General features: G+C 75.7%; 22 protein-coding genes. 8 read left to right on the forward strand and 14 right to left on the reverse strand.

The window, feature by feature from the left end; translation table 11 throughout:
• Positions 1-741, reverse strand: a 741-nt coding sequence (locus E1266_RS11615; RefSeq protein WP_132046341.1) for a serine/threonine-protein kinase, incomplete at its 3' end; no start/stop codon positions are given.
• Between the two features lie 4 nt (positions 742-745).
• Positions 746-2,314: a serine/threonine-protein kinase gene (locus tag E1266_RS38775; RefSeq protein WP_207945577.1), complete on the reverse strand. Its 1,569-nt coding sequence runs from the start codon at positions 2,312-2,314 to the stop codon at positions 746-748.
• Positions 2,315-2,533: 219 nt separating this feature from the next.
• On the opposite strand from E1266_RS38775, the gene E1266_RS11625 reads away from it, so the two are divergent.
• Complete coding sequence (locus E1266_RS11625; protein ID WP_132046342.1) at positions 2,534-4,408, forward strand: glycoside hydrolase family 3 protein; 1,875 nt, start codon at positions 2,534-2,536, stop codon at positions 4,406-4,408.
• 99 nt (positions 4,409-4,507) lie between these two features.
• On the opposite strand, the gene E1266_RS11630 is transcribed toward E1266_RS11625, so the two are convergent.
• Together E1266_RS11630 and E1266_RS11635 are read right to left on the reverse strand one after the other, a co-directional pair.
• Positions 4,508-5,581, reverse strand: a complete 1,074-nt coding sequence (locus tag E1266_RS11630) for an alpha/beta hydrolase-fold protein (protein ID WP_132046343.1) — start codon at positions 5,579-5,581, stop codon at positions 4,508-4,510.
• A gap of 209 nt (positions 5,582-5,790) precedes the next feature.
• Complete coding sequence (locus tag E1266_RS11635; RefSeq protein WP_132046344.1) at positions 5,791-6,609, reverse strand: alpha/beta hydrolase; 819 nt, start codon at positions 6,607-6,609, stop codon at positions 5,791-5,793.
• 84 nt (positions 6,610-6,693) lie between these two features.
• Here E1266_RS11635 and E1266_RS39845 point away from each other — a divergent pair, with 84 nt between their 5' ends.
• On the forward strand, positions 6,694-7,695 hold the full coding sequence (locus E1266_RS39845; protein ID WP_279436316.1) for a YafY family protein: 1,002 nt from the start codon (positions 6,694-6,696) through the stop codon (positions 7,693-7,695).
• Positions 7,696-7,699: 4 nt separating this feature from the next.
• Here E1266_RS39845 and E1266_RS11645 read toward each other — a convergent pair whose 3' ends face one another.
• The 7 genes from E1266_RS11645 to E1266_RS11675 all read right to left on the reverse strand — a co-directional run bounded on the left by E1266_RS11645 (position 7,700) and on the right by E1266_RS11675 (position 13,595).
• Complete coding sequence (locus E1266_RS11645) at positions 7,700-8,266, reverse strand: GNAT family protein (RefSeq protein WP_132046345.1); 567 nt, start codon at positions 8,264-8,266, stop codon at positions 7,700-7,702.
• An 84-nt stretch (positions 8,267-8,350) separates the two neighbouring features.
• Complete coding sequence (locus tag E1266_RS11650) at positions 8,351-9,415, reverse strand: YihY/virulence factor BrkB family protein (RefSeq protein WP_132046346.1); 1,065 nt, start codon at positions 9,413-9,415, stop codon at positions 8,351-8,353.
• A 55-nt stretch (positions 9,416-9,470) separates the two neighbouring features.
• Complete coding sequence (locus E1266_RS11655) at positions 9,471-10,049, reverse strand: DUF3618 domain-containing protein (RefSeq protein WP_132046347.1); 579 nt, start codon at positions 10,047-10,049, stop codon at positions 9,471-9,473.
• Positions 10,046-10,582, reverse strand: a complete 537-nt coding sequence (locus E1266_RS11660; protein ID WP_132046348.1) for a phage holin family protein — start codon at positions 10,580-10,582, stop codon at positions 10,046-10,048. Before E1266_RS11660 ends, E1266_RS11655 begins: the two co-directional genes overlap by 4 nt.
• A 125-nt stretch (positions 10,583-10,707) precedes the next feature.
• Positions 10,708-11,832 (reverse strand): AAA family ATPase, encoded by a 1,125-nt coding sequence (locus E1266_RS11665; protein ID WP_132046349.1) that lies wholly within the window; start codon positions 11,830-11,832, stop codon positions 10,708-10,710.
• The gene (locus E1266_RS11670; protein ID WP_132046350.1) at positions 11,816-12,604 is read right to left on the reverse strand and encodes an RNA ligase family protein; all 789 of its coding nucleotides are present in this window, start codon (positions 12,602-12,604) and stop codon (positions 11,816-11,818) included. The genes E1266_RS11665 and E1266_RS11670 overlap by 17 nt, the downstream gene beginning before the upstream one ends.
• A 94-nt stretch (positions 12,605-12,698) precedes the next feature.
• The gene (locus E1266_RS11675; protein ID WP_132046351.1) at positions 12,699-13,595 is read right to left on the reverse strand and encodes a virginiamycin B lyase; all 897 of its coding nucleotides are present in this window, start codon (positions 13,593-13,595) and stop codon (positions 12,699-12,701) included.
• A gap of 123 nt (positions 13,596-13,718) precedes the next feature.
• On the opposite strand from E1266_RS11675, the gene E1266_RS11680 reads away from it, so the two are divergent.
• From E1266_RS11680 to E1266_RS11695, 4 genes are all read left to right on the forward strand, one after another.
• Positions 13,719-14,318: a TetR/AcrR family transcriptional regulator gene (locus tag E1266_RS11680; protein ID WP_243718374.1), complete on the forward strand. Its 600-nt coding sequence runs from the start codon at positions 13,719-13,721 to the stop codon at positions 14,316-14,318.
• Positions 14,319-14,571: 253 nt separating this feature from the next.
• A complete protein-coding gene (gene rox, locus E1266_RS11685) occupies positions 14,572-16,017 on the forward strand; it encodes a rifampin monooxygenase (RefSeq protein WP_132046352.1) in 1,446 nt (481 codons plus the stop codon).
• A gap of 92 nt (positions 16,018-16,109) precedes the next feature.
• Positions 16,110-16,475 carry a hypothetical protein gene (locus E1266_RS11690; RefSeq protein WP_132046353.1) on the forward strand — a complete coding sequence of 122 codons (366 nt, stop codon included), beginning with the start codon at positions 16,110-16,112 and terminating at the stop codon, positions 16,473-16,475.
• Positions 16,468-16,926: a MerR family transcriptional regulator gene (locus E1266_RS11695; protein WP_132046354.1), complete on the forward strand. Its 459-nt coding sequence runs from the start codon at positions 16,468-16,470 to the stop codon at positions 16,924-16,926. Before E1266_RS11690 ends, E1266_RS11695 begins: the two co-directional genes overlap by 8 nt.
• A gap of 17 nt (positions 16,927-16,943) precedes the next feature.
• On the opposite strand, the gene E1266_RS11700 is transcribed toward E1266_RS11695, so the two are convergent.
• A complete protein-coding gene (locus E1266_RS11700) occupies positions 16,944-17,606 on the reverse strand; it encodes a response regulator transcription factor (protein ID WP_132046381.1) in 663 nt (220 codons plus the stop codon).
• Positions 17,594-18,769 (reverse strand): histidine kinase, encoded by a 1,176-nt coding sequence (locus E1266_RS11705; RefSeq protein ID WP_132046355.1) that lies wholly within the window; start codon positions 18,767-18,769, stop codon positions 17,594-17,596. Before E1266_RS11705 ends, E1266_RS11700 begins: the two co-directional genes overlap by 13 nt.
• A 163-nt stretch (positions 18,770-18,932) precedes the next feature.
• Here E1266_RS11705 and E1266_RS11710 point away from each other — a divergent pair, with 163 nt between their 5' ends.
• Positions 18,933-19,376, forward strand: coding sequence for a DUF6069 family protein (locus E1266_RS11710; protein ID WP_132046356.1), 444 nt, complete (start codon positions 18,933-18,935; stop codon positions 19,374-19,376).
• A 44-nt stretch (positions 19,377-19,420) separates the two neighbouring features.
• Entirely contained in the window at positions 19,421-20,611 is a 1,191-nt protein-coding gene (locus tag E1266_RS11715; RefSeq protein WP_132046357.1) for a serine hydrolase domain-containing protein, read from the forward strand.
• 142 nt (positions 20,612-20,753) lie between these two features.
• On the opposite strand, the gene E1266_RS11720 is transcribed toward E1266_RS11715, so the two are convergent.
• Positions 20,754-22,112 (reverse strand): tyrosine-type recombinase/integrase, encoded by a 1,359-nt coding sequence (locus tag E1266_RS11720; RefSeq protein WP_132046358.1) that lies wholly within the window; start codon positions 22,110-22,112, stop codon positions 20,754-20,756.
• Between the last annotated feature and the right edge of the window lie 67 nt (positions 22,113-22,179).

Below are 22,179 nucleotides of genomic sequence, written 5' to 3' on the forward strand. Positions count from 1 at the left end.
GCCCGGGGGCGGCGGCGGGGTGTCGGTGAGCACCGCGCCCAGCGCCGCCATCGGCTCCTTGCGGGAGAACGGCGCCTTCCCCGCCAGCGCCGCGTACAGCAGCACCCCCAGCGCGAACAGGTCCGACGGCGGCTCGGCCGGCTCCCCGCGCAGCCGCTCGGGCGCGATGTAGCCGGGCGTGCCGATCGGATACCCCGTCCGGGTGATCTTCTCCTCGTCGTCCATCGCGGCGATGCCGAAGTCGGTGAGGACGATCCGCCCGTCGTCGCAGCAGAACACGTTGCCCGGCTTGACGTCGCGGTGCACGACGCCGTGCGAGTGCGCCGCGCACAGCGCCTCCAGGACCCCGCGGCCGACCTCGGCGACCCGCTCGGGCGGCAGCGCGCCCCGCCGGCGGATCTCGGTGTCCAGCCCGTGCCCCCGCAGCAGCTCCATCACGATCCAGGGCCGGCCGTCCTCGGCGAACACGTCGTGGACGCGGATCGCGTTCGGGTGGCGGACCCGGGCGGCGGCGCGCCCCTCCCGCAGCGAACGCTCCACCAGCATCGCGCGCTGCCCCGCGGACGTCCCGGCGGGCAGCAGCAGCTCCTTCACCGCCACCTCCCGCTCCAAGGCGGTGTCGGTCGCGCGCCACACCGCGCCCATCCCGCCGCGGCCCAGCAGGCCCTCCAGCCGGTACCGCTCCCGCAGCACGGTCACCCCGTCACCCCCATGCCCGCCGCCTTCGTTCCGGTCGTTCATCCCGTCACCTCCCGGTGGCGCGCAGGACGGCGACGACCTGCTCGGCGGTAGCGGTCAGCCCGGCGCGGACCGCGGCGGGGTCGTCGCTCTCGGACACCTCGGTGCGGACGCTCAGCACCACGTTGGAGTCGCGGAAGGTCACCTCAAGGAGGTGGAGCCCGCCGCCCGAGTCCGCCGCGGAAGTCTCGGTGCGGACCTCGCGGACGAACGCGTCGTCGCCCACGCCCTCCAGCGGGCGGGGACGCCGCGCGGCCAGCCGGGACGCGAACCCCGACAGCGTCGCCGACTCCTCCTGGTAGGTGAACGGGTACCGCTGCTCGTGCTCCACGTCGAACCCGTTCAGGAACCGCAGCCAGCGGTGCGCGGCGCGGACCGAGGAGAACCGCAGCGCGCCGGGCGCGCCGTGCTCGCCGCGGTACCCCTCGTACCAGCGCAGGCCGTACCGGTCGCCGGAGCAGCTGTGCACACCGGACGCGGCCGTGTCGGCGGCACCGAACCCGAACTCCGCCAGCGCCATCGGGCACGGCCGGACGTCCGCGCCGTAGGCGCCCGGTCCCCGGGGGCCGGTGACCGCGTCGGGCAGCAGGAACACCCCGGCGGCGACGGCCATGGCCGCGAGCCACGCCGTCTCCGGCAGCAGCCGCCCCCGCAGCTTCAGCCGCGGGCGGCGCGGCCGGCCCGCCGCGATCCGCCGCAGCGTCCGGTCCAGCGCGGCCGGATCGGGGCGCTCGGCGGGGTCCTTGCGCAGCAGCGCCGCCAGCACCGGCCGCAGCGGGCCCGCCCGCCGGGGGCGCGGCGGCGGCTCGGTCAGCGTGGCCGCCAGCGTCGCCGCGTCGCCGGACCGGGCGAACGGGCCGCGGCCCTCCACCGCCGCGTACAGGGTCACCCCGAGGGAGAACAGGTCGCTGCGGCCGTCGACGGGCCCGCCGCCCAGCCGCTCCGGGGCGATGTGCCCGGGGTTGCCGACCACCGTCCCGGTCCGGGTCAGCGCCGTGTCCCCGTCCATCACGGCGATGCCGAAGTCGGTCAGGACCACCCGCCCGTCCTCGGCCAGCAGCACGTTGCCCATCGACACGTCCCGGTGCAGCACGCCCGCGGCGTGCGCGGCGCGCAGCGCGGCCAGCACCGCGGCGCCCACCCGCGCGGCCTCCGCGGGCGGCACCGGCGCCGCCTCGCGCAGCGTCACGCCGTCGACCAGCTCCATCACGATCCACGGCCGGTCGTCGTGGACGAACACGTCGTGCACCACCACGATCGACTCGTGCTCCAGCCGGGCGGCCGTCCGCGCCTCCCGCGTCGCGCGCTCCACCAGCCGCCGCCGCTCCTCGGACGCCAGCCCCTCCGGCAGCAGCACCTCCTTCACCGCGACCCGCCGCCGCAGCGCGCGGTCGTCGGCCTCCCACACCCGCCCCATCCCGCCGCGCCCGATCTCGCGCAGCAGCCGGTACCGGCCGCCGCCCGGCATGGCGGCGGACTCCGTATCGGCGGGACGCGTCTCGGCGGGGGTCTCATCGCCCGGGGCGGTGGCGGACGGCCGCGCGGTGTCGTCGACCGGGCCGACGGGAGGCTCCAAGGTCCACGCTCCGGCTGGGAGGCACACGCGCGAGCGGATCGTGCACAACGATAATCAGCCCCGGCGGCAACTATGATCAATTGCCCTGTTTCGGCCACGGGCGCGGGAGACGCGGCCGCCGTGTCGTCGATCCTTGCCGTGGACGGCGCCGCCGCCGGGGGTTAGCGTGCCGGGAGGAACCTTGATCATCCGCAGGCTCGGGGGCCGGAGGGAGCCGACATGTACCGTCCCCGCACGCGCCGCCGCCGGTGGCTCGCCGGCCTCACCGCGGGCGCTCTCGCCGTCACCGGGCTGACCGCCGTGACCACGCCCGCCGCGCAGGCCGCGCCGCCCGGCGGCCCCGGCGCCGGGCAGGGCGCCGGCCACGGGAAGAACCCCGCGATCATGCGGATCCTGCGGTCGATGACGCTGGAGGAGAAGGCCGCCCAGCTGTTCGTCCTGCAGATCCACGGCCTCAGCGCCGACACGTCCGACCCCGCCGCCGTCGCCGCCAACCGCAGGCTGTACGGGGCCGACAACGCCGAGCAGGTCATGGCCCGCTACCGGCCCGGCGGGTTCATCTACTACGGCGAGAACGTCCGCGACCCCCAGCAGGTCGCCGCGTTCTCCAACGGCATCCAGCGCGCCGCGGCGGCCCAGCCCCACCGGATCCCCGCCACGATCGCCACCGACCAGGAGGGCGGCATCGTCGCCCGCCTCCAGCCGCCGGCGACCCAGTCGCCCGGCGCGATGGCCCTGGCCACCGGGCGCCGCACCGCCGACGCCCGCGCCCTGGCCCGCATCACCGGCCGGGAACTGCGCGCCGTCGGCGTCAACCAGAACTACGCGCCCGACGCCGACGTGAACGTCAACCCCGCCAACCCCGTCATCGGCGTCCGGTCCTTCGGCTCCGACCCCGGCCTGGTGGCGTCCATGGTCACCGCGCAGATCCGCGGCTACCGCTCCGCCGGGGTCACCGCCACCGCCAAGCACTTCCCCGGCCACGGCGACACCACCACCGACAGCCACGTCGGCGTCCCGGAGATCGACCACACCCGCGAGGAGTGGGAGCGGCTCGACCTGCCGCCGTTCCGCGCCGCCATCGCCGCCGGCGTCGACTCGATCATGACCGCGCACATCGTCGTGCCGTCCCTGGACCCCTCCCGCGACCCCGCCACCCTGTCGCGGCCCATCCTCAGCGGGATCCTGCGCGACCGGCTCGGCTACCGAGGCGTCGTCGTCACCGACGCGCTCGACATGGACGGCGTCCGCGCCAAGTACGGCGACGAGCGCATCCCCGTCCTCGCGCTCCAAGCGGGCGTCGACGTGCTGCTCAAGCCGCCGGTCGGCGAGGACGGCAACGGCGTGTTCCCCCGCCAGCTCGCCGCCGTCGTCGACGCCGTCCGGTCCGGCGAGCTGACCGAGCGGCGCATCGACGAGGCGGTGTACCGGATCCTGGCGCTCAAGCACGAGCGCGGCCTGTTCCGCGACCCCTACGCCGACCCCGCCGAGGTCGGCGAGATCGTCGGGTCGCCCGCGCACCTGGCCGCCGCCCAGCGCGCCGCCGACCGCACCACCACGCTGGTCAAGAACGACGCCGGTGTCCTGCCGCTGCGGCCCGGCGCCCGCGACGTCCTCGTCACCGGATGGGGCGTGTCCACCACCGCCGCGCTCGGCACCGAGATCGCCCGCCGCGGCGCCACCACCACCATCAGGCAGACCGGCGCCGCCCCCACCCCGGCGCAGATCGACGAGGCCGTCGCCGCCGCCCGCGGCCAGGACCTCGTCGTCGCCGTCACCAACCGCGCCTGGGACGTCAAGGAGGAGCCCGGCCACAACGGCCCCGGCCAGATGAACCTCGTCAAGGCGCTGGTGGCCACCGGCACGCCCGTCGTGGTCGTCGCCGTCCGCGACCCCTACGACATCGCCTGGTTCCCCGAGGCCGGCACGTACCTGGCCACCTACTCCTACACGACCGAGGCGCTGCGGTCGGCGGCCGCGGCGCTGTTCGGCGAGCTGAACCCGCGCGGGCGGCTGCCCGTCACGATCCCCGTCCGCGACGAGCCCGGCACCGCCCTCTACCCCTTCGGGCACGGGCTGGGCTACCGCCGCTGACCCCCGCCCGCGCGGCCGGGAGACACCGGCGGCCCGGTTCCGGGACGGCAGCCGCAGCCGTCCCGGAACCGGACCGGGTCATTCACCGGGAGGAGACGGTCAAACCTTCTGCGCGCCGATCGACTTCATCAGCGCCGGCCACACGGACTGCGCCTCGCGGATCCACGCCGGCCAGTTGTGCCGGCCGTCGCCGTAGATGTGCGCGGTGTAGGGGATCTTCAGCTCGTCCAGCCGCTTCTTGAACTCCTTGTTGTTGGCGCCGACCGCGATCTCGCTCAGCAGCCCGATGTCCCACGGCGCGACGTTCGGGTCGCCGGGACCCGGCCGGCCCGTCGTGCCGGCGGAGAAGAACAGGCCCGTGCCGCGCAGCCTCGGCGCCAGCGCGTGCGGGTCGTGCGCCGCCCAGTTCGCGTCGTCGGCCCACGGAATGCCCCAGATCGCGAACGGGTCCTGCCCGTTGCCGGCGTTGGTGAACATCAGCAGCGCCGGCATCCCGATCGACCGCATCGACAGCACGCCGCTCAGCGACGCCGCGTACTTGAACAGCCCCGGATGCCGCGCCGCGTAGCTCATCGCGCCCGCGCCGCCCGAGGAGTTGCCGATGGCCGCGCGCAGCGCGCCCGCGCCGTAGTTGCGCTCCATCAGCTGGCGGACCTCGGCGGTGTGGAACGTCTCCCACTTGGGCGTCCCGCCCCGGCCGTAGTTGTACCAGTTGGCGTACGAGCCGTCGGAGCCCTCGGGCATGACGACGATGACGTTGTACTTGGCCGCCCACGCCTCGATGTCGGTGCTCCGCGTCCAGGACGTGTAGTCGTCCTGGCCGCCGTGGAAGGCGTACAGGACGGGCCACGTCGCCTGCGAGCCGCGCTTCCAGTTCTTCGGCAGCAGGATGCGGGTCTTCACCGACCGGCCGAGCGAGGGCGAGTTGATCGTGATGTCGACGGCCCTGGTGCCGACCTTCTGCTCGGCGGTGATCCGCGCCCCGGTGTCCGCCGCGACCGGAGCCGCCGCCAGTGCCCCGGCCAGTGCCCCCGCCGCCGGCGGTGCCGCCGCGTGCGCGGCGCTCACGCCCACCCCGCTGACCCCGGCGGCCAGGATCGCGGCGGACGCGCCCGCCGCCAGCGAGCGGCGCAGCGGAGAGCGGAGCGGCCGACGGCGGACGGAGGGTGTCATCTGCTCACCTCGCGAAACTGGCCCGACCCCCGTGGCCGCGCGACTCCCGCAGAGTGTCCTCGCTTCCGCCGGAACGATCTACAGGCACGATTAACAAGAAATACATCGCACCCTGTGAACATGTGAGTCATCCGCGCAGGTCCGGAAGGGGTCGGACGCTCGCAACGGCGCCGCACGCCCCCTGGGACGGCACGCCCGGCGGGTGCGCGTCACCGCGCGGCGGAGCCGGGCGCGGCGGCCTCGACGAGCAGCGCCGCCAGGTCGCGCGGCCGCGACAGCATCGGCCAGTGCCCCGTGGGCAGCTCCCGGTAGGTCCAGCCCGGCCCGGCCATCCCCGCGAACACCGGATGGCCCTGCTCGGCCATCGCCCTGACCGCGGCGAGGGGGATCGTGGTCGCGATCAGCGTCCGCGGCGTCGCCGGCAGCGGGTCGGGGCGCTTGAGCGGCTGCGTCGCAGTACCGAACGGCTGCGGGGTACCGCGCTCTCGCAGGACGGCGAGCTGCTCCTCGGTCAGGCCGGCCAGCTCGCCTTGATCGGCGTCCGATCCGGCGTCCGGAGTGAAGGGCGGCACCGGGATCTTCCACCCCTCGCCCTCCTCGGCGACCTGCCTCTCCAGCTCGGCGCGGGCCTCGGGCTCGTGGAAGTCGATGCCGGCCATGCCCGACGGCATCGGCCCGGTGTCGACGTAGACGATCCGCGCGATCCGCTCGGGGATCCGGTCGGCCGCGCCCGTCGCGGCCATGTTCGCGCCGCTGTGCGCGACGAGCACGACCCGCTCCAGCCCGCCGCCCTCCACCACCTGCACGATGTCGGCGATGTGGGTGTCGACGCAGACGCCCGGAGCGGCCTCGGCCGCCCGCTCGCCCTGCCCCGTAGGTGTCACCGCGCGGACGTCGTGCCCCGCCGCGCGCAGCTCTGCAGCCACTTCGTCCCACGCCCACGCGCCGAGCCAGAAACCCGGGACCAGCACGAACGCCGCCCTGTCACCTGTTGCCGTACTACCTGCCGCCGTATTGCCCGTCGCCATGTCAGCCGTCCCTTCCTCGATGGGTACGGCTTCACGCTACGGTCGATACCGGACAGGAACCGCCCGGATTTGGTGGGTCATCTCGTGTCGTATCCCTCGCCCTCGCATCCGACGACCCGGGTCCTCGCGATGCTGGAACTGCTGCAGGCCAACCACCGGATCGGCGGAGCGGAGCTGGCCCGGCGGCTCGGCGTGGACGAGCGGACCGTCCGCCGCTACGCCGCGCGGCTGGGAGACCTCGGCGTCCCCGTCGTCGCCGAACGCGGCCGCCACGGCGGGTACCGCCTCATGCCCGGCTACAAGCTGCCGCCGCTCATGCTGACCGACGACGAGGCCGCCGCCGTGGTCCTCGGCCTGCTCGCCGGACGACGCGTCGGGCTGCCCGGCCAGGCCACCGAGAGCGCCCTCGCCAAGGTGCAGCGCGTCCTGCCCGCCGCGCTGCGCGACCGGGTCCAGGCCCTGCGCGAGACGCTCGGCTTCACCCTCCCCGCCCGCGACCCCGCCCCGGACACGGCGGACACCGCCGCGTCAGCGGCCGGGGGAGTGCCGGGCATCGGGACCGTCCTCACGCTGGCCGCCGCGACCCGCGAGCGGCGCCGCGTCCGCCTTCGGTACCGCTCCCGGCAGGGCGAGCCCACCGAACGCGACCTGGACCCCTACGGGCTGGTGTTCCACTCCGGCCGCTGGTACGTCACCGGCCACGACCACCGCAGCGGCGAGACCCGCACCTTCCGGGTCGACCGCGTCGCCTCCGCCGAGCCGGGCACCGCCCGCTACGAGATCCCCGCGGGCGTCGACCCCGTGCGGCAGGTCGCCCGGTCGCTGGCGAGCGTCCCGTGGGCCCACGAGGTCGAGGTGCTGCTGGAGACCACCCTCGCCGAGGCGCGGCGCCGCATCCCCGCCACCGCCGCGACGCTCACCGAGCAGGACGGCGGAGTGCTGATGGAGACGCGCGCCGAACGACTGGACGGCATGGCGCAGATGCTCGCCGGGCTCGGCTTCCCGTTCGCCATCCGCCGCCCCGGCGAACTGCGCGACCACGTCCGCGACCTCGCCCGCACCCTGCACGAGCAGGCCGGCCGCTGACCGGTCAGGACGCCGAGCGGGCCGCCCACTCGTGGCGCAGCATCGCGTAGATGATCTCGTCGGTCCACTCGCCCTTGACCAGCTCGTTCTGCACCAGGTGCGCCTCGCGGCGGAACCCGAGCCGCTCCAGCACCCGCGCGGACGCGGTGTTGCGGCCGTCCAGCCGCCCCACCACGCGGTGCAGGCCCAGGCCCTCGAAGCCCAGCCGCAGCACCACCTCGGCGGCCTCGGTCGCGAAGCCCTTGCCGTGGTAGGCGGGATTGAAGATGTACCCGATCTCGCCCTGCCGGTGCTCCCGGCTGCGCCACTGCAGGTTCACCTCGCCGATCAGGTCGCCCGTCTGCCGCCGCACCACGGCCAGGACGAGCCAGTCGCCCTCCTTCTCCACGGTGGACGCCATCATCTTCTGCTTCAGGAACGCACGCGACTCCTCCATGTTCCGGGGTTCCCAGTACAGGAAGCGCGCCACCTCGGGCAGGGACTGGTAGGCGTACAGGCCCTCGAGGTCGTCCGCGCAGAACGGCCGGAGCGCCAGCCGCTCGGTCTCGATCGGGTAGGCCGGACGGAGCATGCGAAGGATCCTATTCACCGTGTTCGGCCTTGTGCGACCCGTGATTCCCCGGGATCGGCCCCGGCGGGCGAAGTCAGCGCGCGCTTACGAGCGTCCCGCGCCGGGGCGCTGCTCGCGCGGGCCCGGCGCCGGCTCCGCCCCGGACCGGTGCGCCCCGCCGTCCCTCCCGCCGTCCGCTCCGCCGTTCGCGCCGGAGGGGTCGTCGAGGCCCATCTCGCGGCGCTGCGCGTCGCCGAACGCGCGGGTGTCGCGGAACTCCACGTACGGCTTCTCCTCGGGGGACTGCCCGCCGGCGATGGCGCGGCCCCGCTCCAGCTCCGCGTTCAGCTCGGCGCCCAGCAGGATCGCCAGGTTCGTGATCCACAGCCACACCAGGAAGATGATCACTCCGGCGATGCTGCCGTAGGTCTTGTTGTAGGAGCCGAAGTTGGCCACGTACAGCGCGAACAGGCCCGAGGCCGCCAGCCACAGCACCACCGCCAGGATCCCGCCCGGCGTCACCCACCGGAAGCGGCGCTTGGCGTTCGGCGCGACCCAGTACAGCAGCGAGAACAGCAGGCTGACGATCAGCAGCATCACCGGCCACTTGGCGATGTTCCAAACGGTGACGGCCTGGGACCCCAGCCCGAGCGCGTCGCCGACCTCGCGGGCCAGCGACCCCGACACCACCACCGCGACCGCCGACGCCGCCAGCCCGATCAGCGACACCAGCGTCACCGCGATCCGCAGCGGGATCGTCTTCCAGAACGGGCGGCCCTCGGGGATGTCGTAGACGATGTTGGACGCCTTCATGAACCCGCCGACGTACCCGGACGCCGACCAGACCGCGCCCGCCAGGCTCAGCACCGCGACCACCCCGGCGCCCCCGGTGCCCTGCAGCCCCTCGATGGCGCTGATCAGCAGGTCGCCGACCTCGCCCGGCGCCAGGTCCTCGACGCTCTTGATCAGGTCGTCGGTGGCCGACCGGCCCGTCAGGCCCACCAGCGACACCACCACCAGCAGTGCCGGGAAGATCGACAGGATGGCGTAGTAGGTGAGGGCGGCGGCCCAGGCCGCCAGCTCGTCGTTCTTGAACTCGGTCACCGCCCGTTTCAGCGCGTCCTTCCACGAGGTGGCCGAAAGGGCGGTGGGGCCGCCGGGGTCGGGCATGACCGGGCCTTCTCTCACACTGGCGTCACGGGGGCGGTGTTCTCCAGGGCCGCTCTCACATGGGCATGCGGCTGCGCTTCACCTTGACGGGCTGCCTCTGGGCGGAGCGGAAGACGACCCGCACCGGGGCCTTGCGCCCGCGGCGGCCCGGCATCGACGCCGACCCGAACATGCCCGACCCGAACATGCCGGACCTGCCAGACCTGCCGGAGCCGAGCCTCTTCAGAACCGGCTTGGACCCGCCCAGCTTCGAGCCGGTCCGCAGCTTCGACTTGGCGCCGTGTCTCACCTTGTAGCTGAGCCGCGACCTGGCGGCGCGCCGCCGGTGCACCAGCACCGCGGCCAGCGCGACCGCGCCCGCCGAGGCGATCACGACGCCGCCCCGCTTGGCCGACTCGGTGCCGCCCGCGTCCTTCGCCCGCGCGGTGGCCTCCCGGCGCCGGGCCCGCGCCGTCGCGGCGGTCTCGCGCATCCTGGCCTTGGCCTCGGTGGCCTTCTGCCTGGCCATGGCCTTGACGTCGGCCTTGGCGGCCAGCTGCTCCACCGTATCGCCGAGATCGTGGCGCGCCCGGTCGACCTCCTGACGCAGCTCCTCGGTCCCGGCCTCGGCGCCGTGCTTGCCCTGCGTGGTCATCGGTGCGTCGCCCTCTCCTTCAACTCGGCCACCGCCTGCTTCGCCTCGTCCATGGCCTGCTCGGGCTTGGCGGGGCCGGCGCGCCTGGTCTGCGACCGGCCGAGCATCGCCAGGATGCCCGCGACGAGCATCAGCACCGCGCCGACGATGAGCGCGGACGCCCACACCGGCAGCGCCACCGCGATCGCGGCGATCGCCGCGGCGATCAGCGCGCCGCCCCCGTACAGCGCCACCAGGGCGGCGCCGCCGAACATGCCCGCGCCGGTCCCGGCGTGGCGGCCCTTGTCCTTCAGCTCGGCCACCGCCAGGCGGACCTCGGCACGCAGCAGGTCCGACACCTGCCGTGTCGCCTGCCTGATCAGCTCTCCGGTGCCCGCGTCGTGGTCGGTGCCGCGGAACTCGGGGGCGCGCCCGTAGTCCTGGCGGTGCACGCCCGCGGCCTCGTCCGCGGTAGCGGCGTCCACCGCGGCGCCGGGTGCGGCGCCGGGTGCGGCGCCGGTCCTGCCGTCCTGTGCCGGTCGCGCGATGCTCATAGCTCCGGCCTCCTCGCGTCGTCGTCGAAGCCTGGCCTAGAGCCCGTTCCCCCTGCTCGCGGGCTAAACGTGGCGGCGCGCCGACCCGCGGTGACCGCCCCGCCCGCGCGGCCCCGGGCCGCGGGTCAGCCGCTGGTCAGCCAGTCGACGCGGTGCGCCTCGGTCGGATCGGGGGTCTCCCAGCGGCGGACGAGCCGGTCGACGACCGCGTCGGGGACGGGGGCCTCGCGGCGCCGGTTGCGGTCGCGGAGCACGGGCGGCGGCGCCTCCAGCGCGACGATCTCCACCCGGCCGCGGTAGCGGGCGACGAGCCCGGTGCACAGCTCGCGCTGCGCCCGCGACACGTTGGTGGCGTTCCACACGAACGACCTCCCCGCGCGCAGGTGCCCGCGGGCCAGCTCGTACGCGGCGGCGGCCACGGCGCGCTGGTCCCCGGCGGGGGAGACGCCCATCTCGGCGCGGAGCCGGTCGAGGCTGACGACCGGCCGGTCCGGGCGGTGCGCCGCGATCCAGTGGTCCTTGCCCGCCCCCGGCAGGCCCGACAGGACGGTCGCGGTGAGGCGCGTGTCGTCGTAGGCGGCGTAATCGGCGTCGCGGCCGGGCTTGCGGAAGAACCAGAACCGGGCGTGGTCGGACGGGAACGCGCGCGCACCGTCCAGGCACCGCTGCTCGGCGCAGTACTCCCCGTACAGGGCGACGTTGTCCAGCAGCTCGGCCGTGTCCGGGCACACCCGCCCGAGGATGTCGGCGGACGCCAGCAGCACCAGGTCGTCGTTGCGGGCCAGCAGGCTGACCCGGAACGCGATCTGCTGCAGGTCGGGGCGCTCCAGCGCCCAGAACGGCACCTGGTGGTGGCGGATCAGCGCCGCGACGTGCTCGCGCCAGGCGACCGGCGCGCCCAGCTCCCACAGGATCCGCCGCGCCATCAGGTCGCCGCGCCGCGAATGGCCGCGGGCGGTGATGCGGCCGTCGTCGTCGACGCTCGTGCAGTGCGGCTTGGCGATGTCGTGCATCAGCACGGCCGCGAACAGCCGCACCCGCTCGGCGCGCGGGCGGGCCCGCCACTGCGGCAGCGACGCCAGCGCCTCGCACGCCATCCGCGTGTGGACCTCGACGTCGCCCTCGCCGTGGAAGACCGCGTCCTGCGGGACGCCGGCCATGTCGCGGACCCAGCCGAACGTCTCGCGGATCCGCGCCCAGGGCAGGTCCCAGCGCGGAGGCGCGGGGCACAGGTCATCGAACACCCGCATACAGCACCTCCGGGTCGGCGAGGGCGTTGGCGATCACGGGCCGGTCCTGCCAGTGGGTGCCCGAGTCCAGGATCGCGGTCAGGAAGCTCGGCCGGACCCACTTGCAGCGCCCGACCGTCTCGCCGCCCTCCTCCACCTTGATGTAGAGGCCCTCCATGTCGTCGGAGTCGTCGGTCTCCCCGGCGACGCGGGCGGGGTCGGCGCCGGCCGCCTCCGCCGCGGCGCGCAGCGCGTCCCGCCACGCGGCGGTGCGGCAGGTGGACGGCCCGGCCAGCGCGGTCAGCGCCGCCGCGTCCGGCAGCGGGCCCTCGTGCAGGACGGGCACCGCCACCACCGGCGTCCCGGCGAGCAGCTCCCGGCGCCGCGCGGTGGACAGGAACGTCCCGTCGGAGCGGTCCAGCACGTCGAACTCGCAGAAGTAGTGGGGGAGCGCGTCGTAGAAGACGGTGTGCTTGGCGTAGAGCCACTCCCCGTACATGACGTACCGGTCCTGCAGCCGTTCCCGCAGCACGTGCTGGACGGAGGCGGCCCACGCCTTCAGCGGCGCGAACTGGCGCTCGCGGGGGCCGCCGGTCAGGTAGTGGCCGCGGCTCTGCAGCCGCAGCTCCCCGCCGGAGGTGAAGCTGATGCCGGAGTTGGCGCCGTCGAGCTTCTCCTCCACCACCAGGTACCGCCCGGCGATCTCGGAGAACGGCACCGAGGCGAGGTCGTGGTCTCCCGGCTGGAGCCGGGAGCCGTCGATATGCCGGGTCCGGGGGTACTTGCGGAGCATGCGGCCCGTTGTATCCGACGCCGCGGGTGCCGCCCAACCGGTTTTCCCGGTCGGCGGGCGCCCCGCGGCGGTTCGCTGACGGCTCTGCGCAGGGTCAGCCGGGGGTGACGCGGGCGATCGCTCCGGTCCGCAGGGTGACCCACAGCGTCCCGCCGGGGCCGGGCGCGATGCCGAGCGGCCCGCATCCCGGGCTGGGGAGCGGGTGCTCGTCGATGCGGCCCTCGGGCGTGATGCGGCCGACGTGGGCGGTGCCGCGCTCGGTGAACCACAGGTCGCCGCCCGGGCCGGCGACGATGGCGTGCGGGCGGGCGTCCGGATCGGGCAGCGGGAACTCGGTGACCTTGCCGCCCGTGGTGATCCGGCCGATGTGCCCCGTGCCGGCCGCGGTGAACCACAGGGCGCCGTCGGGCCCGGCGGTGATGCCGGCGGGCGCGGACCCCTCGGTCGGCAGGGAGTGGACGGTGACGCCCCCGCCGGTGGTGATCCTGCCGACGGCGTCGCCCCGGTGCAGGGTGAACCACATCGCCCCGTCCGGGCCCGCGGTGATCATCGAGGGCATCGCGGCCGGGGCGGGGAGCGGGTGCTCGGTGACCTGCCCGTCCGGGGTGACGCGGCCGATGCGGCCGGTGCGCTGCTCGGTGAACCACAGCGCGCCGTCCGGCCCGGCCGCGATCCCGCACGGGCCGCAGCCGCCCGGCGCCGGGAACCGTGCCGCGTCGCCGCGGGGCGTGACCCGGCCGATCGCGTCGCTCTGGAAGGCGGTGAACCACAGCGCGCCGTCGGGACCGGCCGTGATGGCCGACGGGCCGCGCAGCAGCGGTCCCGGATGGTGCAGGGCGACCCGGCCGTCCGGTGCCAGCGCGCCCACGCGGCCGTCGCCGGCCAGCGTGAACCACGCCGCCCCATCCGGCCCGGCGGTGATCCCGTACAGGCCCGCGTCCCGGTCGCAGACGGCGAACTCCCTGATGGTGGCGTACGAACCCTGCGTCATGAACGTCCCCCTCGTCCCTGACTGCTCTATCCGCACCGGCGCCCGGATAACGCGACACCTGCGGCGTTACCCTGGCGGAATGCGGAACCCCCGACCGATCGCCCGGCGCCGCGGGGGCCGCCGGTGACCGGCCCGGGGACGGTCCGTCCGGGCGGCCGGACCGCGCGGGTGCGCGACGCCGTCCGGCGCGCCACCCTCGCCGAACTGGCCGAGCGCGGCTACGCGGGGCTCACCGTGGAGGCGGTCGCCGCCCGGTCCGGCGTGCACCGGACCACCGTCTACCGGCGCTGGCGCAACGCCGACGGGCTCGTCGCCGACGCCCTCGACCTCGCCGCCGGGGAGCCGTGGCCGGTGCCCGACACCGGCACGCTGGAGGGCGACCTGAGGGCCATCGCCCGGCTCGTCCTGACCGGCTACGCCGACCCCGAGCAGGGACCCGTCGCGCGCGCGTTCGTGCTGGCCGCCGCGCAGAGCGCCGCCGCGGCCCGCGCCCTGAACGCGTTCTTCGCGCGGCGGCACGAGCAGTCCGCGGCGGTGGTCGAGCGGGCGGCCGGGCGCGGCGAGGTGCCCGCCGGGACCGACGCCGCCGAGGTCGTCCGGCTCGCGGTCGCGCCGCTGTACTACCGGCTGTTCGTCACCGGCGAGCCGGCCGACGAGGCCGCCGCCGACCGCGCCGCCGGGGCCGCGGCCGCCGCCGCACGGGCCGGGGCACTCGTCACCTGACCCCCTTGCGGCCGCTCCCGGATCGCCGGGCGGCGCAAAAGAAAAGGCGGGGAGATCTCTTCTCCCTGCCACTCTCAATATATAGCACACGGGGGGCCTTGCGGCAAGACCCCGGTCGTGCTGCACAATTTCCGTCCGAGGCCGGATTCCCCGCAATATCGGGGATTCGGAAAATGAGCATGTCCGCAGGTCAGCGCCTTGCGGAATGCGCGTGACCTAGGGCCGGAATGCGGCCAGGGAAAATGGGGGCTTCATGTTCGACGTGATCATCGCCGGGGGCGGGCCGACCGGAATGATGCTGGCCGCGGAGCTGCGGCTGCACGGCGTCCGGGTCCTGGTGGTGGAACGCGACGCCGAGCCGGGCAAGGTCGTCCGCTCGCTCGGCCTGCACGTGCGCAGCATCGAGATCATGGACCAGCGCGGGATCCTGGACCGGTTCCTCGAGCGCGGCACCGAGTACCCGCTCGGCGGCTTCTTCGCCGCCATCAGCAAGCCGACGCCCGAAGGGCTCGACACCGCGCACCCCTACGTCCTCGGCATCCCGCAGTCCATCACCGACCGCCTGCTGGAGGCGCGCGCCGCCGAGCTCGGCGCCGAGATCCGGCGCGGCCGCGCGCTGACCGGGCTCGACCAGGACGAGGACGGGGTGACCGCCGAGCTCGCCGACGGCACCCGGCTGCGCGCCCGGTACCTCGTCGGCTGCGACGGCGGCCGCAGCACGGTCCGCCGGCTCCTCGGCATCCCGTTCCCCGGCGAGCCCGCCACCGCCGAGACGCTGCTGGGCGAGATGGAGGCGGCCGAGGACCCGGAGCGGATCATCAAGATCGTCGATGAGGTCCGCGAGACCGAGAAGCGGTTCGGCCTCGGACCCATCGGGGACGGGATCTACCGCGTCGCCGTCCCCGCCGAGGGGGTCGCCGAGGACCGCGCGGCCCCGCCGACCCTGGAGGACTTCAGGCGGCGGCTGCGGGCGGTCGCCGGCACCGACTTCGGCGTGCACTCCCCGCGCTGGCTGTCGCGGTTCGGCGACGCCACCCGGCAGGCCGAACGGTACCGGGAGGGACGGGTGCTGCTGGCCGGCGACGCGGCCCACATCCACCCGCCGGCCGGGGGCCAGGGCCTCAACCTCGGCGTCCAGGACGCGTTCAACCTCGGCTGGAAACTCGCCGCCGAGGTCGGCGGCCGGGCACCGGAGGGCCTGCTGGACACCTACCAGACCGAGCGGCACCCCGTCGCCGCCGCCGTGCTGGACAACACCCGCGCGCAGATGGAGCTGATGTCGAACGCGCCGGGGCCCCGGGCGGTGCGGCGGCTGGTGTCGCGGCTGATGGACTTCAACGAGGTCAACCGGTACCTCACCGAGCGGATCATCGCGACGGCGATCCGCTACGACTTCGGCGAGGGCCACGAGCTGCTCGGCCGGCGGATGCCGGACGTCCGGCTGAAGCGGGGCCGCCTGTACGAGCTGACGCGCGGGGGCCGCGGGCTGCTGCTCGACCGGACCGGCCGGCTCTCGGCGGCGGGCTGGGCGGACCGCGTCGACCACGTCGTCGACACCCTCGACACCGCCGGCGGAGATGCGGGCCTGGACGTGCCCGCCCTGCTGCTGCGGCCCGACGGGCACGTGGCGTGGACCGGCGAGGACCAGGCCGGACTGGAGGGCGCGCTGGCCCGCTGGTTCGGCGCCTCCGCGGACTGAGCGCGAGACGCCGTCCCCGGGGCCGAGGCCGCGGCGGAATGTCGCGCCGCGGCCTTGCATCCGGTACCCGGGTACGGGGTTACCGTCGAGGCATGGACGTCAACGAGGTCTGGTCGCCGCAGGCGTGCACGCTGCCGACGGCGCAGCGGCCGCTGCGGGTGGCCGAGTTCGACGCGCTGTTCGCCGAGGCGGCGACCGGCGTGGAACGCATCGGCGCGGGCCGGACGCGGGTCCGGCTGCGGGCGGAGCCGGCGACGGCCGAGCGCGCCGCCGGGCTGGCCGCCCGCGAGACCGCCTGCTGCTCCTTCTTCACCTTCACCCTGACCGCCACCGGCGGCGACCTGACGCTGGACGTCGCCGTCCCCGCCCGGCACACCGACGTCCTGGACGCGTTCACCGGCCGGGCCGCCGAGGCGGTCGCGGCGGCGGCCCGGCCCGGCGGGGGCGGCGATGAGTGACGGCGGGGCCGCGGGGCTGCGCAGCGGGCAGGTCGCCGCGGCCGCCGGCGTCAACCCGCAGACCCTGCGGTACTACGAGCGGCGGGGGCTGCTGGACCGCCCCGTCCGGACCCCGGGCGGGCACCGCGTGTACCCGCAGGAGACCGTCACGCTGCTGCGCGTGATCAAGACCGCGCAGCGGCTCGGGTTCACCCTCGACGAGGTCGCCGCGCTGCTGGAACCGGGGACCCGGCACCGGCGGCCCGGCCGGGGCTCCGGTCCGGGCGGGCGGGACGGGACGCGCGCCGACCTCGCCGGCAGCGCCCGCGCCAAGCTCGCCGAGGTGGAGGCCCGCATCGAGGATCTGGCGGCCGTCGCCGCCACCCTGCGGTCCGCGCTGGCCGCCGGATGCGACGACCTGGTCGCCTGCTCCGCCGAACCGGCCTGCCCGCTGCCGTTCCCCGCCCCGTAGACCCTCCGCGCGGCCGGCTAGATGAGGCCGGCGTCGTGGGCCAGCAGGGCGATCTGGGTGCGGTTGTCCAGGTCCAGCTTGGTCAGGACGCTGGAGACGTGCGCCTTGACCGTGGCCACGCTCATGAACAGCTCCGCGGCGATGTCGGCGTTGGAACGGCCCCGCGCGATCGCCGCGACCACCTCGTTCTCGCGGGGGCTGAGGCCGTCCAGCGCGGCGCGCGCCCGCAGCCCGGCGCCCGCCTCCACGGCCGCGCGGTCCATGAGGCGGCGGGTGATCCGCGGGGACAGGATCGGATCCCCGGCCGCGACCCGCCGGACCGCCTGGACGATCTCGCCGGGCGGGGTGTCCTTGAGCAGGAAGCCGCTGGCGCCGGCGCGCAGGGCGTGCAGGATGTTCTCGTCGGTGTCGAACGTCGTCAGCACGATCACCTCGGGCGGGTCCGGCCGGGACCGGAGCCTGCGGGTCGCGGTGATGCCGTCCACCCGCGGCATCCGCAGGTCCATGAGGACCACGTCGGGGGCGTGCGCGTCGGCGGCCGCGGGCACCTCGTCGCCGTCGGCGGCCTCCGCGGCGACGGTGATGCCGCCCGTCCCGTCCAGCATCATCGACAGCCCGGCGCGGACGAGGGCGTCGTCGTCCACGATCAGCACGCGCAGGGGGCGGGTCACGCCGGCCATGGTAGCCACGCGCGCAGCCGGAACTCCCCGGCGGCGGCCTCGTGGTCCAGCCGGCCGCCGGCCAGCCGGACCCGCTCGGTCAGCCCGACCAGCCCCGTCCCGCTGCCCGGCGCCGCGGGCCCGGCGGCGGGCGCGGCGGGCAGCGCGTTGCGGATGTCGATCACCAGCCCGGTGCCGGGCCGTCCCGCCAGCGCGACCCGGACCCGGCGGCCCGCCGCGTGCTTGCGGGCGTTGGTCAGCCCCTCCTGGACCACCCGGTAGGCGGTGCGGCCGACCGAGGCGGGCAGGGCGGCGTCGGCGACGTCGTCGCGCAGCTCCACCGCCGCGCCGGCGTCGCGGGACTCGGCCACCAGCCGCGGGACGTCGGCCAGGACGGGCTGCGGGCGCCCCTCGTCTCCGTCGCCGGTGTCGTCGGTGCGCAGCAGCAGGATCACCTCCCGCAGCTCCTCCAGCGCCTGGTGCACCCCGGCGCGGACGACCCCGGCGGCCCGCGACAGCTTCTCCGGCGGGGCGTCCGGCCGGTACTCCAGCGCGCCCGCGTAGGTGGCCAGCAGCGACAGCCGGTGCGCCAGGACGTCGTGCATCTCCCGGGCGATCCGCGTCCGCTCCATCATGCGGGCCTCGGCGACCCGGCGGCCCTGCTCGGCCTCGGCGCGGCGGGCGCGTTCCTCCAGCGACACCAGCAGCGCGCGGCGGGCCCGGGCGAGCGCGCCCCAGCCGATCAGCCCGCCGTAGCCGGCAGTGATCAGCAGCAGCCACCAGCCGAAGGAGATCCCGCCGGGCGGCCGCCACAGCCCCTGCGCCGCGTGCGCGGCGATCCCCGCCGCGCCGATCCCGGCGGCGACGCCCGCCGGGCGCCGCTGCGCCACCTGCAGCACCGCGAGGGTCGCCGCCGGGGTCGCGGCCGGTGACACCGCCGCCAGCGCGGTGAGCGCCACCGCGACCGCGACCGGGCGCCACAGCAGCAGCGGCGACAGCAGCCACGCCGCGGCACCGGCCGCGGCGTCCAGCGCGAACCGGCCGTCGGCCGCGCCGGTCCCGTGCCGGGCCCAGAGCGTCGCCGCGACCAGGACCCCGACGATGGCGAACACCAGCGCCGCACCGGCGCGGCGGCGCCGCCGCCACGGGTAGGCGTCCGCCTCGGGAAGGGTCTCCTCGTCCATCGGGCAAAGGCTAGCCGCGCACGTCACGGCGCCGACACCGACCAAAGTCGGTGCCCGTCCCCACCGCGGTCGGACCCCCACTGGCCGCGCGCCCGATGCACGGGAGGCGCCGCGGCGGCGACGCTGGCGGAGCCCGATGAACCCCGGAACGAGGGAGACCGACATGGCTCAGACCGACATGGCTCGCACCGACCTGGCCGGCGGCGCCGCCCGCAGGGCGGTGACCGTCGCGGGCGGTGCCGTCGCCGCGCTCGCCCTGTGGACGCTGACCGGCCCGGTGGCCGGGCACACCCCGTCCGCCGAGACCGGCGGGGAGATCCAGCAGGTCGGGGCCGTCGCGGTCGCCGCCGGCGCCTTGGTCGCCGGGCTGGCGGCCTGGGCGCTGCTGGCGGTGCTGGAGCGGACGGTCGGCCGCCCCGCCCGCGCCTGGACGACCACCGCCGCGGCCGTGCTGGCCCTGTCGCTGGCCGGTCCGCTCGGCGGCGCCGCCGACACCGCGAGCATGGCGGCCCTGACCGCGATGCACCTGCTGGTCGGCGCGGTGCTCATCGCCGGCCTCGGCACGTCGGCGCGCGACCGGCGGGGCGGCCCGCGCGCGGACCGATGAGTTCCACGCCTCCGCCCGGTCAATAGGGGGACGAGGAGGAGACGATGAACCTGTCAGGCAAGCGGCTCGGCCGGATGCGCGAGGTGCTCGGCGGGCACGTCGGCAGCGGCGGCGTCCCGGGACTGGTCGCCCTGGTGGCCCGGCGCGGCGACGTCCACACCGAGGTCCTCGGCACCGCCGAGGTCGGCGGCGGCCCGCCGATGCGCCGCGACACGATCTTCCGGATCGCGTCGGTCACCAAGCAGCTCACCGCCGCGGCGGCGATGACGCTGGTGGAGGAGTGCCGGCTGCGGCTGGACGACCCCGTCGGCGACCTGCTGCCCGAGCTGGCCGAGCCGCGGGTCCTGTCCCACCCCGCCGCGCCGCTGGACGACACCGTCCCCGCGCACCGCCCGATCACCGTGCGGGACCTGCTGACGTTCCGGCTCGGCACCGGCGCGATCATGGCGCCGCCCGGCACGACCCCCGTCCAGCGGGCGATGGACGAGGCGGGGGTCGCACCCGGGCCCGGCGGCCACTCGCTCGAGCCCGGCGAATGGCTGGCGCGCCTCGGCGGGCTGCCGCTCGTCCACCAGCCGGGGGAGCGGTGGATGTACGACACGAGCGCCGACGTCCTCGGGATCCTCATGGCCCGCGCCGCCGGGCGGCCGCTGGCCGACCTGCTCGCCGAGCGGCTGTTCGAGCCGCTCGGGATGACCGACACCGGCTTCCACGTCCCCGCCGGGAAGCTGGACCGGCTGGCCGCCGCCTACCGGCCCGACCCCGAGACCGGGGCGCTCGTCCCCGCCGACGACCGCGCCGCGTGGACGAGCCCGCCCGCGTTCCCGTCCGGCGCCGGCGGCCCGGGACTGCTCTCCACCGCCGACGACCTGCTGGCCTTCTGCACCATGATGCTCAACGGCGGCCGCCACGGCTCGGAGCGCGTCCTGTCGCGGCCGTCGGTGGAACTGATGACCACCGACCAGCTCACCGCGGAGCAGAAGGCCGACAACCACCTGTTCTTCGGCGGCAACAGCGGCTGGGGCTTCGGCGTCAGCGTCATCACCCGCCGCGACGGCCTGGCCGCCGTCCCCGGCCGCTTCGGCTGGGTCGGCGGCACCGGCACCTCGGTCTACACCGACCCGGCCGAGGAGCTCATCGGGATCCTGCTGACGCAGCGCGCCCTCACGTCCCCGGCCCCGGCGCCCTGGTTCGAAGACTTCTGGACCTGCGCCTACCAGGCCATCGACGACTGACCACCCACCCCACGCGCGGCCTGGACGAACAGATGCAGGCTTCCGCATGCCCTCCAGAACCCACCACTTTGTCCTAGGCCGACTCCCGCCGAAGGTGGGACCGCAATAAGACCGAGTGCACCGGTCGCGGACGCCGGGCGGGCTACTCGAAGACGGCCGCGGCTCGGTCGGCGTGCGCCGCGGCCCGCTTGCCCTGGTCGCGGCGTTCCCAGTAGCCGATGGTGGTGGCGGGGTTGACGTGGTCGGCGAACTCCTGCACCTCGGCGAGCGGGACACCGTCGTCCAGCATGTGGGTGATGCGGGAGGCGCGCCACACGTGCGGGGTGAGGTCCCGGCCGGGCGGCACCCCGGCGGCCCGGCCGAGCCGGGTGCTGATCCGGTCGACGTCGTGGCGGTCGAGGCGGTCGCCCTTGGCGTCCAGCAGCAGCGGCCCGGCGGTCCGGTCCCCGACGTGGCGGCGCAGCAGGTCGGCGCAGCGCGGCGGCAGCGGCAGCCGGCGCCGCTTGCCGCCCTTGCGGGTCACGACCAGGTGGACGCGGTCACCGTCGTCGACGAGGTCGCCGACGTCGGCGGCGCACAGCTCGGTGACGCGCCCCGCCAGGCTGTACAGGAGCATCACCACCAGCAGGTCCAGGTCAGCGGACGCCGCGGCCGCGACCGCCCGGACCTGCTCGACCTCCAGCACCGGGGTGGACCCAGCGCCGCGGCCCGCCTCGATCCGCGGCCGGTCGTCCTGGGTGACCGGGTTGCGCGGCGGCGGGTCCAGCCGCTCGGCGGCGTAGGTGTGCAGCGACGACAGGCACGCAACGTAGCGGCCGATGCTGCGCTTGGCGACCCCGGCGCCCTCCTGCCGCAGCCGCCACATCCGGACCTGGTCGCGGGTCAGGCACCCGACGGAGAACGCGTCATGGCCCACCTCCCGCGCCAGCGGCGCCCAGACGCGCCGCAGGTCGTCGGCGTAGTTGCGCTTGGTGGCGGGGGAGGCGCGCCGGGTGCTGCTCAGCCAGTCCAGCACCAGCGCGAAGGTCTGCGGCGTGCACGCCTCGGCCAGCAGCTCGATCCGGCGCCGGTAGATCCGCCGCCCGCCGACCCGCGCGACCTGCACCTGCCCCAGTTCGCCGTCCAGCCGGCGCAGCGCGTCAGCCGCCAGCCCCGCCCCCGGCCGCGCCGGCGCCCCGCCGGGCCGCGCGGCAAGGCCGGCGTCCGGCTGTCCAGGGATCCCCGAGGACGGGCCGTTCGGCGCCCGCCCGGTCCCGTCCGCACCAGGGCCGCCCAGGGCGCTGGGCCCGTCATCGCTCCGCGATGCATCGACGGTGCCGGAACCGGCGTCTTCCCCCGGAGCGGCGGGCAGCACGACCCCTTCGAGGATCGGCGCCGCACCCAACGACCGCTGCATCCCCGACCCGGACTCGGCGGCCGCTGCAGACCCCGGCTCCACATCGGGATCGACATGACCGCTGCCGCCGTCGCTAGTGCGGGGCGCGGCGTCGTCCACGGTCACGGCTCAGTCCTCAAGGGTCGACCTCTCCGAAACATCCGTCCCATGCCCCACCCGGTTCAGCTCGGCC

The organism is Actinomadura sp. 7K534, from assembly GCF_004348575.1.
Lineage (GTDB): Bacteria > Actinomycetota > Actinomycetes > Streptosporangiales > Streptosporangiaceae > Spirillospora > Spirillospora livida.